Genomic DNA, 13,469 nt, shown 5'->3' with positions numbered 1-13,469 from the left:
GAGTTTAGTATTGTAATTTTACCTTTCTCTTCATCATTAATATTACATTAATTTTGAACAATACTAAAAATAATAAATTGAATGAATTTTATAAATATTAATCCTCCAGACTCAAAGATTTCTAAGCACTAAATAAGAAGTACTCCCGAAAATGTCGAAATAAGTAAGCGGCCAAACAATCTATCGACTTAAGGTTGACCCCCTATGCCTATTATAAGACAAGGAAGCTTTTTTGACATCAAGATTTATGCAGATTTACCAGTTGCAAAGTTAGATCGGAGTGGCTCAAAATTCAATTATCAAATACAATCGGATATTGGTTGATACAGGCTCTGATAGTAACGGTTATTTCAAGTGAATTGGCTGAGACAATATTGTTCTTGAGGAAAATGATACGATTTATAGAATAAGTGGCGTTGGCGACTCTGAATTTGTATTTTCGAAAAAAGTAGATTCTATTAAATAGGATTCGAAAGTGCAGCCGCATTCATATGGTTGGCTGTTCTTTTTTCTATATATTTGGAACGATTATAGATTGAAAGAGGCGTGAGGATAAAAAAATGAAGGATATTTCTTTCGTATCTCGAATTATTTAAAAGAGTTACTTTTTTGTTAAACGAAAAGAACTCTTCTCATCCTCGGTAATTTGTTTTCCATATAAGGATGTCATTCATTGTATAGGCTGCATTATTGAATATGAACCGGCCGATGCTCTCAGTAAACATTTAAAAAGATGACTTCAACAATAAATGATAGCGGAGGAGTAGTCACTATATGTTACGTTTATTCATTATTTTTGTAGCTACAGCAAATGCGTTCATTGTTCTTTATGCACCACAGCCTCTACTCCCGTTGTGGACTCAAGAATTTAATATATCGATAGCAACGGCAAGCTCAGCTATTTCGATTACCATTATTTCATTAGCCGTGTCATCTTTTGTATTTGCTCAATTATTGGACCAATGGGATCGAAAAAAAGTTATTCTTTTTGCAAGTATATTATTAATTTTTCCGAGTATGATGATTTACATTAGTGAATCATTTTCATCAATTTTATTTTGGAGATGTATGTATGGTCTCATCATACCTGGCATCTTGGCTGTGATGATGGCATATGTATCTGAAGAATTTCCTCTAAATCAACGTGGAAGAGTGATGGGAGTATATGTAAGTGCTAATGTGGCGGGCGGATTGCTGGGACGGGTTATTTCTGGACCGATAGCCGACACATTTTCCTGGAGGACTGTTTTTTCAATAATCGCGGTGTATTCCATGGTCGTTGCTTTTTTAGTTTGGAAATATCTCCCTAAACCTAACTATCAAAGAGAAAGGAAGAAACAAAGTTTTGGCATACATTTTAAAAATCCTGCTCTGATAGGTACATTCACTATAGGTTTTTCGCAATTCTTCGCATTTATTAGCTTTTTCACATATATTCCTTTTTATGTTGCTCAACCTCCTTTTCAGTTAAGCAATACACAAATTTCGTTGCTTTATGCTACATATGCGTTCGGCATTTTCTCCGCTCCTATAGCCGGCATGATATCTGATAAGATTGGCCGGCGTTGGACAATGAGTATGGGGCATATTCTTGGCGGAATCGGTATTTTCATAACGCTTTGGCCAACGATTCCTGCGCTTGTTGTGGGATCATCATTGTTGACGCTCGGAAATTTTGCTTCTCAATCAGCAACAACAGCTTATGTGACAGATATGGCCGCCGATTCACGGGGAGCTGCTACGTCTTTATATTTGGTGTTTTTCTATTTAGGAGGAAGCCTTGGCGGTTGGATTCCCGGCCTTTTATGGGAAAATTACGGATGGCATGGTGTCGTTTTTTTAACAATTGGAACAATCATTTTGGCACTATTAAGTAATTTATTTCTCGCAGGAAGAACCCCAGGGAGATTGAAAGTTTCTGAATTATGATATGAACAAAACAGTATTATTTCCTTGCCGAATCATAGTGAATATTTATGACTAAAATAAGGATTCTTTTTCCACAATGGGATTGTCCCGAAAGTCATTGAAACTTGACTTGTATCGTCTCCTTAATGAATTAAGGTGAAGCAGACGGGAACATACTGCGATTTGATTTTGAGCCACTATGTATGCTTTTTTTGCTAGGAAGACAGTTAGCTAATTCAAACCACTCAACGTAAAGTTTTTCGTTTGATCGGTGGTGCATGAAAGATTTTTCCCCATGGTTTTCTTAACTTGATAAGAACTTCATTTTATTGTTCGATTAAGTGTAACTTTTCGAATAGGAACCACCTTTTCCAAGGGTTATGTACTTTATCATTTTTGAACATTGTTAGTGTGGTGGAATCATCGGATTTATTTGCAATGGTAGCGATTTAAAATATAAATCTAACGATGATTCCTCCCAAAATAAATAAACTAAATATGAGATACCATATACTTTCGCTTCGGTTTTCTTTCCATCCCTTAATTGCGTAATAAAAGGCAAATGCAAAAAGTATAAAGAGAAGTATATCCCCAATATATTTGAACACATTCCTCATCCTTCCTCAGTTGAAAATACATTTAAATAATATTCCTCAAGACTGCTAGCTGTCTCTTTGATCTCGGAAATAGATATATTATTTTTTAATATTTTCCCATTGGAAATTAAAATAATTGAATCACAATATCTTTCACAAACCTCTAGTTGGTGTGTAGACATAAAAATACTGCATCCATTTTGTGCGTATTGAATTAAGATGTTTTTAATATCTTTCATACTGACAGGGTCAATTCCTGATAAATACTCATCTAGCAAAAGCAGCTTCGGTTTTTTCATTAATAATGGAATAAGATTGAGTTTCTTTTTCATCCCAAGCGAATAATTGAAAATTTGCTTATTTAAGGAATTTAATAATCCCAATAACTGGAGCATTTCTTTAATTTCCGGACTGTCTATATCAAAATTTAATAACTCGCTCATGAATTTTAAATATTCTTTTCCGGTCAGCACGGAAAATAATAATGGGGCATCAGGAAGTAACATGATTTCTTTTCGATCCAGATCTGACAGTTTTACACCATTGACGTAAATTTCTCCATCATCGTAGCCGGTCAATTCAGATAAAATTCTAAAGGTTGTGGTTTTCCCCGCTCCATTTGGTCCGAGAAATCCGACAATTTTATTTTCAGCAATTTCAAACGTTGCTTGATCTAATATTTTTTTCCCATTTTCAATTTTGGTCAGATTATGGACTTTCAATAAATAATCAGAAGATGCTGCTCCCACTGGATTTTCACTCCTAATAAATAAATTGTTTTTTATTTAGCTTTCTTTTTACTAATAAAAGTGATATAAAGAGCATTCCGAATAGATAAATAGCAAGAAAAATAGGATTGATGAACAAATATTGTGATTTTGTTAAATAACCCATGATAAATAAAACCATGGGGATTGTCATACTAGGAAGTATGATAAATAAAGACATTGCATCTAAGATAGAATCGACCATTTTTTTATCGCCAAATTCATTCAATTCTTCAGCGTTTCGAAATTCAAAATGAGGATAGAAGGCGCTGGAAATATAATTTAAAGCGCCAAAAGCATTTAAAGCTAAAATTTGCATTGAGAGCAACCATATAATAGTAGTTAATGAAATGGGAGTGAGTATATAAACAATGAAATCACCTATTATGATTAAAGGAATTAACGTGATGATGTAAACAAAAAACTTTTGTTTAAATACATACCAAAGATTTTTTCCAGCATTTAAATAAATTAAGACATTGGTGCCATCACTTTCTAAGGCCATTCCCCCTATGAAATGCTGATAATGACGTTCCGCCAAAAAATAAATATGGTACAAAATAAAAAATGAAAATACTAATTGCTGCACTTTGTACTCATCATCTAAATTGGCGAGCAATCCGCTAAATATGCCAACAGAAAACCAATAAACGAAATCGCCAAACATATACGGAAGCCTCTTTTGAAAAAAGCTCGATCTAATAAATAAAAGAATCGTAAAAGCTTTTTTCTTTAAAAACGGCACTTTTAATAACGGGGAAGGCAGCCGATCAAAATACTCCGCTGATCGCCTGTTGGGGTTTTCTTTAAAAAGAATGATAAATAACAAGTAAAATACCATAGTAAACATACACATCAATATCGTGCCAATATATGTATATAGAGAATTAGCAGTGAAAATATCAAAAAAGCTTAAATTGATTTTGATCGTCGTTACACTGTCAAACAGAATTTCCCAACCTTTGTTAGACCATTTTTCAAATGACTCGGATGTGGGATTTTCTTTAATAAAGGGAATATCAATAAGCCATCCTGTAAACTTTGCAGCGAAAAAATAGCCTATAGAAAATATGATCATTCTTGATATGACAATTTTGGCTACTTTGTTTACGAAAGGTTTTTCTATTATAAACTTGTATACATAAAATGTGTGCGAAAAAGAGACAGCAATGCTGACAAACAAATATAAAGAAAAGCTGAGCAGTGTTAATCCAATTACCATAGATATGTTTAAACCGATTGCGTATGATAAGCTAAAAAGCAATGTTAAAATATGTATGATGAAACTTCTTATGTTCCAGCAGATTGTTTCGAAAATAACCATAGAGTTGGCTTTACTTAAACTCAATTTAAAATGTGACAGCAGCCACTCCTTGTCCATTGAGCTTAAATTCCACTTGGAAGCTTTTATGCCAGCAATAACAGAGAAAACTATTACATATACAAAATAAAACTGCCAGAGAATATAAACATTGTTGTTAATTTGGGAAATTTTTTGCAATAAAAAGTCCAAAAATGGCGCACCTGTCGTTGCTGTATGTAAAAATTCATTCATAATTACCAGTTTTAATACAGCATATGCAGAAAAAAAATAAAAAATAGCCTCTATGACATCAAGAAAAAAAGCTGTGATCGCAAATATATATCCTGAATACCCTCTTCTATTTAAAAATTTACCCCATTGATTTTTCCATCTTATATAAATCTTCCATTTAATCCATGCTGCTCTCATTTTGACTCCCGACTTTCATAAATTTAATGTAATCAATCCCTCTACAATGGAAGCTAGAAGGATTCCTATAATTACCATTACGACATGTTTTAATAAAAATTTCAACCCATATTTTCTATTAAAATAAAATGTAAATCCTAAAAAGCCGATAGCTCCTGCTAATAAAAAAAAGGGGATTTCAAATATTCCATGAGGTATAACCTTTAAAAATATATTTAATAAAGGTTGATCAGATAAAATAAGATGAGTTAGACCTGCTCCGATAGATATGCCATTAATGAGTAAATAAATAAACGTAGGAATCCCAAATGTAAATAAACCCAGCATTAAAACTAGACAAACAAGTATATTATTTAAAAAAATAGAATACACTGAATACCAGCCAGCTTTATAAGTTCTTTGGAGCTCAGCTGCCTCCTCCATTTGAGGCGAAGTCGAAAAAATTATCATGACCCCAATAATTAAACCTATACCAAATACAATGGCAGAAAGGATAAAAGTGTTTCGTAGACGGGAAAAATAGTTCAACATCACTCACTCGCTAACTTTTTCTTAAATTAAATAGAAGGTAGGATAGAGAAAGACTAACGGCTCTCTATCCTATCCTAAAAACATTATGCTACTACAGCTTTTTTGCCTCCGGCTCTTAGAGCTATCTGCAAGGCTTTTAATGTGAGACCTGCTCCGGTTATCAATGTCAAGAATGAAGCTATTCCTAAACCGGCGTCCAAAAATGCAGCAATAGTATTTGCAGTAGTTTCATTAATGCCATAAGCAACTAAAAGATCAAGTTCCAACATTATAATTCACCTCCTTTCAAATAAGTTCAATTAGTGTGTTAAATATAATTGTTACTGGAAATAATATGGAAACTATCTTTGTTAAAGACTGCTTTGTAACAATTGTTAAGCTTAAACAAATTAGAAATAATGACCACAAATTAAATAATTCAATTTTCGATAAAAATATTTGCAGAAATTGATTCATGTTTAATCCTAAAAATAGGTAGGCCAAGCTGGTGACAGGAATATGATATTGAGACGGATCAGATAACACGTATTTTATACCGAGCCCCAAAACAACAGGGGATTGAGCGATGATGACAAATCTCAATAATTCCCTGAATTTTACTTTCAATTTTACGATGGAGAGAACTATTTTTATTAAGGCTGTAAGTAAAAGAATATTAACGAAAAATAAGAAGACTTGCATAATTGCGGCAAAAATAGTAAGAGCATTTTTAAACGATTGTGATGGATTGTTTCCTAAAAGATCTGCTATATATTCGGATTCCAATAAATTTTGACTTATAACAATACTTATTGCGGCAAACAATATAACTAATGTCAAAGTAGCTAGTATTCCTAGTTTTTTTTCATTATGTATGTTCAATAAAGTTTTTTGCGGCGAATAAATGATTTTAAATGGATAAAATATCCTTTTGATAAAAACATGACTAGGGTTTCTTACCAATTGCTCTTGCTCTTCAAGACGCATTATCAAATCACCTGCTTACATAATTTAATGAGTTTTCGATATTTTTTTGCTAAAAAACAATGTCAATATTTCATATGATCACAATGCTCCGGCTTGTTGTTTAAAGTTTTAGAGAGAAGAATTGATATATTTTTGGTATAATTTACAATTTCTTCTTCTTAATTCAAAATATATTACAAATCTTCTAAAAAAACATCGGTATTTTCCACAAAAAATGATGCGGAAAATACCTATTTTTAGAAAAAACAATGAAAAAAACTGTCATTTAGTGTAAAATTTTTACTATAAATACTAGTTGAAGGAGGGATAAAAGCGAGAATCGATAGGATTCACTGAACTTTGCATTCGCAAAAGAAAAGATTGGATTTGGATGTGTTCTCATCACTTGTGAATATATGAAAAACAGACGGACACTTAACGGAAAAGTAAATGAGTTTTTGAAAAAAACACTTGTTTAGCTCTAAGCTTGAAAAAAGTCATCTTTAAACTGTTGCGCCTTTAGAGGAAAATGATTTGGAAACGATGATTATTTTTTTCGAGATGTGTATACGCTTTTAGTCTATAATCGCTAATTGTTTATGCTGGTGCCATTGTACATCTGATTTTAGTGAAGCTAGTCTAAATACATTCTGTTCTAATTGAAATTCTTTAATGGAAATTTTGTGAATTATTCTCACATCTGTTCTCTTCAATGTTTTTTAGACTTATAAAATGCTTTAAAAATAAAAGGGTGTTTATATTGAGTTTTCCGAAAAAATCAATTAGGGTGAGTGACGATCTAAAATCTTCGACGAAGATGGCTACGCTTAAATGCAGTCAGAACTGGGCATTGTAACTTCCTGATAACTTTGCCGAGATTAGGATGATTGAAATGAAAATTAAAGTACTACTGGTAGATGATCACTTACTAGTCTTGTTAGGAATCAAACAATTATTAGAACACGAATCAGATCTTGAAGTTGTAAATACCATTTGCGACCCTGCCGGCATCAATGCAGCAATATCAAAAAATCATCCGGATGTTGTGGTAATGGACATAAGAATGAAAGGCTACAATGGAATTGAGTTGACAAAGAAATTAATCGAAAGCTATCCGAATCTGAAGATTGTCATATTATCAGCTTATAACGATGATGAATATATTGACGCATCTTATCATGCCGGTGCTTATGCGTTCATTACGAAGGAAAACTCTGCTACAGAACTTGCAAATGCGATCAGACAAAGTTTTTTGGGCAACAATATCATTCCTAGAAAAAAAATAGAATATCAGAATCACTATTTAACCAAAACTGAGTTAGAAATTTTAAAGCTGATTTCTGAAGATAAAACGAACGCAGAGATCAGTGATATTTTGATGGTAAGCAGAAGAACGGTCGAACACCATGTTTCATCAATTATTAAAAAGCTGAATGTGTACTCAAGAGTTGGTGCAGTGGTAAAAGGAATAAAACTGGGACTATTAAAAACTATTTAAAATCGATATATTTTGTTCAAATCGGAAGCCTACATTCCAGCATGTAGGTATTCAAGACATGGATATTGTGTCTGAACTCAATTGCGCTTTAAACAACAAAACCGCTGTACCGTGTGTGAGAGTGTCTATCAAACATAGTGATTCTCTTATTTTTTAAAGCCGAAATGTATAAACTTGACTTTTCCAGGTGGAGGATTTAGCAAAAAGACCTATTTGTTCTCTCAATTTCATTCTTAAGCACTATTCAGAATAGGATATTTTATCTATAGGAAGATAAAGGTAAATATGTTATTTTTAAACAGAAAATTTTTTAATATTTTGAATAGGAGGAATCAAAAATGAAAAAGAAATTGTTTATTGAAGAATTGGAAGTAAGGCAATCTAGCTCTCCGTTATTTGTGAGCCCTATTGTGGATCCGGGATATGCCACAACGTTAGCTTTAGGCGAAGAAGGAGGATATACAACTCAAGCTATCGGGGAAGAAGGCGGGCCAATTGTTACCACATATGCACTTGGCGAAGAAGGCGGTTTTATAAAATAGGTTTTGTTAAAAGTTGGACAAGCGCCCCAGAGAATGTTTTCTGGGGCGCTAAAATTCGGAAAATTCTCATTTATTTCATCGGAGGTGCGAAATGGCGGAAGTATCTGTTGGTATTATCGGTTCACAATTTGAAAGGCATTGTCTTTATTTACAAAAGGAATTGGTTCGACAAGGCGCCCAAGCATTCATTTTAGATAATTCGCCGGATGTCCCCTACCCCTTAAGCTTTGGCGGTGAAGACAGCCATTATGAAAACCGTGATTTATCGGAAACGAACGTTTACTTTTTGAGAGCATTATTTGTTCCTACTCCTGCATTCGATACTTCTCAAATAAAGGAACAAATCAAGGAGAATGGATTTTTGGCATATGCGGCGGAGCGGGAGAGATATGCTGCTTGGCTGTCTTGGTTAAAATCTTCCTCTTACTTCGGCAGACTCATCGTCAATCCTGTTGATACACTGCTCATTCATTTTGCAAAGCCTTATCACCTTGAGTGTCTAAGAAGAGCAGGTATTCCCGTTCCTAAAACGTTAGTAACCAGCAATCCGGAAAAAGTTTTGGAATTCAGCCATAACTGCGATGTCATCTATAAACCCGTTGCTGGAGGAGCATTGTGCCGTCTATTGACAGAGGAAGATAAAAAACCTGAAAGATTAGAAGCATTGAGCACAGCACCGGTGCAATTCCAAGAATACATACAAGGCCAGGATGTACGTGTATTTGTCCTGGACGGAAAAGTCATCGCATCATTTATCATTGAGGGAGAAGGAATTGATTATCGTGAAGGCGCCCATCAAGTCAAACCCTTTGAGATAACGCCAGAGATCGCTCAGTTATGTATAGAGGCATGCGAAACATTAGGGCTTATTTTCAGCGGAATTGATTTAAAACTACGTCCAGACGGTTCTGTTATATGCATTGAATGTAATCCAAGCCCAATGTTCGAAGGATTCGATCGGGTTGCCCCTGTTTCAATTGTTTCCCAGCTGGCTTCATACTTGATCAAACAAGCCATTCTTAAAGAGGAAAATAAACTGAAAGTGAGAAACTGACGTTTGGAGAGGGAGTATTTGTGAATTACTCACAGTCATTTCAAAAACCGTTAGTATACAAAATAGGAAAGATAAAAGAAGATCGGTACTGGATTGAACGACCGGATGGACTTTTATTGCAAATAGATAACTATTCAAAAAAATTGTTGGAGCAGTTGGCAAACAAAGAGCCTATATCTTCTATTGCAGATAAAATGGAAGTATCGGAGAAGGAAATTTTACTATTTCTTGAAAAGTTAGGCATCGATAAGGATGCAGCCTTTTCCCTTATTGAAGAAAAACAATCTGATTTTGAGCCGGATCAAAAGCCGCTCATAACCTATTACAATCCTTGGCTGGAGCGTAAATGGTTTAACTGGATTACCGCAGGTGCTGTTTTGATTTCGATCATCAGCACCGTTTTGTTCATGATCAACACTCCATTTTTTCTCGTCACTGATCTAAAAGGTCAATGGATCATCGCCGGAGTTTTAACATTTTCAGTCCTCATCCATGAGCTTGGGCACTTATTAACAATGCCGCGTACAGGGAACATTTCCATTTCTGTTCAATGGTCCGGGCCTGTCCCGTTATTTAGCATTGTTTGCAATGAAGCTTGGAAGCTATCAAAATGGCAGCGCATGCGGATCAACATCGCGGGCTTTACGGCAGATTTGATTGTATGCGGATTAACATCAGTGATCGGCTTATGCTTTGCACAGCTTTCACCATGGATTTGGTCCTTTCTTATTGTTCATATGTTTAGAATGCTGTTTGCGATTTTCCCGCTGCTTCCTGGAGACGGCTACTGGATGATCGTTGATCTATTGAATCAGCCGAATTTGTGGAAAAATGCAATAGATCAACTAAAGAAATTGAAAATTAATTTGCTTTCCTTCTATGCTTTTGTGCGGATTGCCTTTCATATCTTTATTTGGATTTTATATACGTATTTCATTTTTTTGTGGTCAGCTATCATATTCACAAGGCCGTTTGAAGACGTTCTTTTATTCTTTTTACAGCCTGCGCCGTTGTTGTTATTCCTGAACCTTTTCTATCAGCTGATTTTCATTACTTCCATCGGAATCAAGCATATAAGGCGGCTGGGCAAGGCGGAACGGGCTCTGGAACGGTAACGATTTTTCGCCATTTTATGAAAATCATAACTTAATGATTCGCCATAAACGGCTCTCGAGTTGTTGAAAAGATTGCAAGAGTGGAATTTTTGAATGATTATTCCCGGAACGGAGCCAATCTTGAACATAATTTAATTGATTTTTTTTGAAAAAATATTGACAAAAAATTCAATTCATGGTAATCTTTAAACCGCAGTAAATCAATAGGAATAATTTAGGTTCGATCAGACGACTGAAGGGCCTTGCAATGCTTGGAAATAATATATTTTCAGGCGTGCAAGGCCTGTTTTTATTTAATTTAAAGAAATTGGTTGGACCATTGAATGTCTGAACCAAATGCGTTGTAAAAAAGGAAATGGAGGGGTGGTTCATAGTGTCACACAAGTTTTTAGTACATAATGTCGGCGATTCTGTGGGAGTCGCAATAGAAGACATTGAAGCAGGCGAGCAAATCCAAGGGGTCATCTTAGAAGACGATTCAGTTGTTTCAGTAGAGTCTAGAGATTTTATTCCTCTTGGTCATAAGATTGCTTTAGTGGATTTGGATGAAAACAGCAAAGTAATTGAATATCGCGTACCGATTGGTGTAGCTACAAAAAAAATCTATAAAGGGAGCTATGTTCATACTCATAATTTAAAAACGGCGAGGTGGAAATATGGAGAATAAAATTTGGGGTTATCGCAGAGAGAACGGAAGAGTTGGTATTCGGAATCATGTAGTGATCATGCCTGTCGATGACATTTCTAATGCGGCAGCAGAAGCGGTTGCTAAAATTGTTCCTGGTACTTTAGCGATCCCGCATGCATACGGGCGATTACAATATGGGCCGGATTTAGACTTGTTTTTTAAAACGATTATCGGTAACTGTTCTAATCCAAATGTAGCAGCTGTTGTTGTGATTGGTATTGAGCCTAACTGGACAAATCGAATTGTTGAGGAGGTACAAAAAACAGGCAAGCCGGTAGCTGGATTTTCAATTGAACGTTATGGCGATTTGTCTACGATTGAAAAAGCAGCTCGAACAGCACAAAAATTTCTGCAGGATGCTTCTGAAATTCGCAGAGAGCCTGTGGAATTATCAGAAATTTTAGTAAGTATTAAATGCGGAGAGTCGGATACGACAACCGGGTTAGGATCATGCCCTACGGTAGGAAATGTAGTTGATCGTTTAATCGACGAAGGCGGAACTGTTTTGTTCGGTGAAACCTCCGAATTAACTGGCGGCGAGCATTTAATTGCAGAGCGTTGTGCCACTCCAGAAGTAAAACAAAAATTTTTAAGCCTTTATCAAAACTATGTTGAAGAAATCGCATCAAAAGGTGTTGATCTGCTTGGCAGCCAGCCGACAGAAGGAAATATAAGAGGCGGCCTCACAACAATTGAGGAAAAGGCGCTCGGCAATATCGAAAAAACAGGCACAAAACCGGTGGTTGATGCTTTAGGACCTGCGGAGGCTCCAGTAAAAGCGGGATTGAATTTTATGGATACCTCCTCTGCAGCAGCTGAATGCATTACTTTAATGGCAGCTGGAGGGGCAGTCGTACATTTCTTTCCTACCGGTCAAGGCAATATAATTGGTCATCCAATAGTACCCGTTATTAAGCTTTCGGCAAATCCAATTACAGTTTCTACTATGTCAGAGCATATCGATGTAGACGTTACAGGAATATTGAAACGGGAATATAATCTCCAGCAGGCTGGCGATTTGCTGCTTGATATTTTGATCCGAACAATAAACGGACGTTTAACTGCAGCGGAAACATTAGGGCATAGAGAATTTGTTTTGACGAAACTTTATCGCAGTGCATGAGCGGAGGAAAGTAATGAAAATACTAATCTCTGAATATATGCCTGAATCCGGGATTAACAGGATGAGGAAAATAGCGGAGGTCGAATACAATCCGGATTTATGGAGAAATAAACAGGAATTAATAAACAAAATAATAGATGCAGACGCATTAGTCGTTCGAAACCAGACAATTGTTGATCAGGAAATACTGGATGCAGGGAAAAAATTAAAGGTAATCGGCAGATTAGGAGTCGGGCTTGATAATATAAATTTACTTGCAGCAAAACAACGTAATGTAAAAATCGTCTCCGCCAAAAATGCCAATTCGGTTTCAGTAGCAGAATATGTTATGGCCGTTATTTTAACGGCATCGAGGCCTATCATACAAGCCGGAGAAGACGTTAAAAAAGGAAATTGGAATAGGAAATTATTTACGGGAAATGAGATATACGGGAAAACATTGGGATTAATCGGAACGGGAGAGATTGGCCACAGGCTTGCTAAAAGAGCCATTGCATTTGGAATGAAAGTGATCGGCTATGATCCTTATATAAGAGAATTCGATTATCCTTTTTCTGAAACGGGGATTACAAAGGTTGAATTAGCAGAGGTCTTAAAAGAATCCGACTTTGTAAGCATTCATGTTCCGCTAACGAATGAAACAAGAAATTTACTTAGTACGAAAGAATTTAACTTAATGAAAAAAATGCAATTATTATCAACACTTCTCGCGGGGGAATTGTTGATGAATCCGCCTTATTCAAGGCGGTGGAATCCGGGCAAATAGCTGGTGCTTACTTAGATGTACTTGAGAATGAGCCGGTCGAAAAAGACTATTTTCTATTAAACAGCAGCAAGATTACTGTAACTCCGCATATTGCAGGATTAACAGAAGAGTCCCAAGAACGAATCACTAACATTATTTCAGATGAAATTATGAAAGTACTTGAGGGAAAAGAATCACTATTTTTAGTTTCATCTGATTTTTAAA

The 13,469-nt window shown here is 35.4% G+C and carries 12 protein-coding genes and 1 pseudogene; 8 read left to right on the top strand and 5 right to left on the bottom strand.

Annotated features, from left to right (window positions below):
• Positions 1-774 precede the first annotated feature (774 nt).
• Positions 775-1,929 (top strand): MFS transporter, encoded by a 1,155-nt coding sequence (locus tag RI196_RS15640; protein WP_066248068.1) that lies wholly within the window; start codon positions 775-777, stop codon positions 1,927-1,929.
• A gap of 592 nt (positions 1,930-2,521) precedes the next feature.
• On the opposite strand, the gene RI196_RS15635 is transcribed toward RI196_RS15640, so the two are convergent.
• The 5 genes from RI196_RS15635 to RI196_RS15615 all read right to left on the bottom strand — a co-directional run bounded on the left by RI196_RS15635 (position 2,522) and on the right by RI196_RS15615 (position 6,500).
• A complete protein-coding gene (locus RI196_RS15635) occupies positions 2,522-3,253 on the bottom strand; it encodes an ATP-binding cassette domain-containing protein (protein ID WP_063387816.1) in 732 nt (243 codons plus the stop codon).
• 13 nt (positions 3,254-3,266) lie between these two features.
• The gene (locus RI196_RS15630; protein WP_130157219.1) at positions 3,267-5,003 is read right to left on the bottom strand and encodes a hypothetical protein; all 1,737 of its coding nucleotides are present in this window, start codon (positions 5,001-5,003) and stop codon (positions 3,267-3,269) included.
• A 15-nt stretch (positions 5,004-5,018) separates the two neighbouring features.
• The gene (locus RI196_RS15625) at positions 5,019-5,534 is read right to left on the bottom strand and encodes a stage II sporulation protein M (protein WP_311066486.1); all 516 of its coding nucleotides are present in this window, start codon (positions 5,532-5,534) and stop codon (positions 5,019-5,021) included.
• 83 nt (positions 5,535-5,617) lie between these two features.
• Complete coding sequence (locus RI196_RS15620) at positions 5,618-5,803, bottom strand: hypothetical protein (RefSeq protein WP_063388392.1); 186 nt, start codon at positions 5,801-5,803, stop codon at positions 5,618-5,620.
• A gap of 16 nt (positions 5,804-5,819) precedes the next feature.
• Positions 5,820-6,500 carry a YIP1 family protein gene (locus tag RI196_RS15615; RefSeq protein WP_066248077.1) on the bottom strand — a complete coding sequence of 227 codons (681 nt, stop codon included), beginning with the start codon at positions 6,498-6,500 and terminating at the stop codon, positions 5,820-5,822.
• 871 nt (positions 6,501-7,371) lie between these two features.
• Here RI196_RS15615 and RI196_RS15610 point away from each other — a divergent pair.
• The 7 genes and pseudogenes from RI196_RS15610 to RI196_RS15580 all read left to right on the top strand — a co-directional run bounded on the left by RI196_RS15610 (position 7,372) and on the right by RI196_RS15580 (position 13,468).
• Positions 7,372-7,977, top strand: coding sequence for a response regulator (locus tag RI196_RS15610; protein ID WP_063388394.1), 606 nt, complete (start codon positions 7,372-7,374; stop codon positions 7,975-7,977).
• 338 nt (positions 7,978-8,315) lie between these two features.
• A complete protein-coding gene (locus tag RI196_RS15605; RefSeq protein ID WP_063388395.1) occupies positions 8,316-8,519 on the top strand; it encodes a hypothetical protein in 204 nt (67 codons plus the stop codon).
• 91 nt (positions 8,520-8,610) lie between these two features.
• Positions 8,611-9,573 (top strand): ATP-grasp domain-containing protein, encoded by a 963-nt coding sequence (locus RI196_RS15600; protein WP_063388396.1) that lies wholly within the window; start codon positions 8,611-8,613, stop codon positions 9,571-9,573.
• 20 nt (positions 9,574-9,593) lie between these two features.
• Positions 9,594-10,688, top strand: coding sequence for a hypothetical protein (locus RI196_RS15595; RefSeq protein ID WP_063388397.1), 1,095 nt, complete (start codon positions 9,594-9,596; stop codon positions 10,686-10,688).
• Positions 10,689-11,061: 373 nt separating this feature from the next.
• Positions 11,062-11,355, top strand: a complete 294-nt coding sequence (locus RI196_RS15590; RefSeq protein ID WP_232515603.1) for a UxaA family hydrolase — start codon at positions 11,062-11,064, stop codon at positions 11,353-11,355.
• Entirely contained in the window at positions 11,345-12,499 is a 1,155-nt protein-coding gene (locus tag RI196_RS15585) for a UxaA family hydrolase (protein ID WP_311066485.1), read from the top strand. The genes RI196_RS15590 and RI196_RS15585 overlap by 11 nt, the downstream gene beginning before the upstream one ends.
• Before the next feature lie 13 nt (positions 12,500-12,512).
• Positions 12,513-13,468, top strand: a pseudogene (locus tag RI196_RS15580) (hydroxyacid dehydrogenase).
• Position 13,469 lies beyond the last annotated feature (1 nt).

Origin of the sequence: Aeribacillus composti, assembly GCF_031760945.1 — a bacterium.
Classification (GTDB): Bacteria; Bacillota; Bacilli; order Bacillales; family Aeribacillaceae; genus Aeribacillus; species Aeribacillus composti.
This window is presented reverse-complemented; position numbering and strand designations above follow the sequence as displayed.

Excerpts from the sequence above, each read along its gene's own strand:
- RI196_RS15615 (WP_066248077.1), bottom strand. The coding sequence starts at position 6,500 with ATGCGTCTTGAAGAGCAAGAGCAATTGGTAAGAAACCCTAGTCATGTT.
- RI196_RS15625 (WP_311066486.1), bottom strand. The coding sequence starts at position 5,534 with ATGTTGAACTATTTTTCCCGTCTACGAAACACTTTTATCCTTTCTGCC.
- RI196_RS15640 (WP_066248068.1), top strand. The coding sequence starts at position 775 with ATGTTACGTTTATTCATTATTTTTGTAGCTACAGCAAATGCGTTCATT.
- RI196_RS15630 (WP_130157219.1), bottom strand. The coding sequence starts at position 5,003 with ATGAGAGCAGCATGGATTAAATGGAAGATTTATATAAGATGGAAAAAT.
- RI196_RS15605 (WP_063388395.1), top strand. The coding sequence starts at position 8,316 with ATGAAAAAGAAATTGTTTATTGAAGAATTGGAAGTAAGGCAATCTAGC.
- RI196_RS15600 (WP_063388396.1), top strand. The coding sequence starts at position 8,611 with ATGGCGGAAGTATCTGTTGGTATTATCGGTTCACAATTTGAAAGGCAT.
- RI196_RS15620 (WP_063388392.1), bottom strand. The coding sequence starts at position 5,803 with ATGTTGGAACTTGATCTTTTAGTTGCTTATGGCATTAATGAAACTACT.
- RI196_RS15610 (WP_063388394.1), top strand. The coding sequence starts at position 7,372 with ATGAAAATTAAAGTACTACTGGTAGATGATCACTTACTAGTCTTGTTA.
- RI196_RS15585 (WP_311066485.1), top strand. The coding sequence starts at position 11,345 with ATGGAGAATAAAATTTGGGGTTATCGCAGAGAGAACGGAAGAGTTGGT.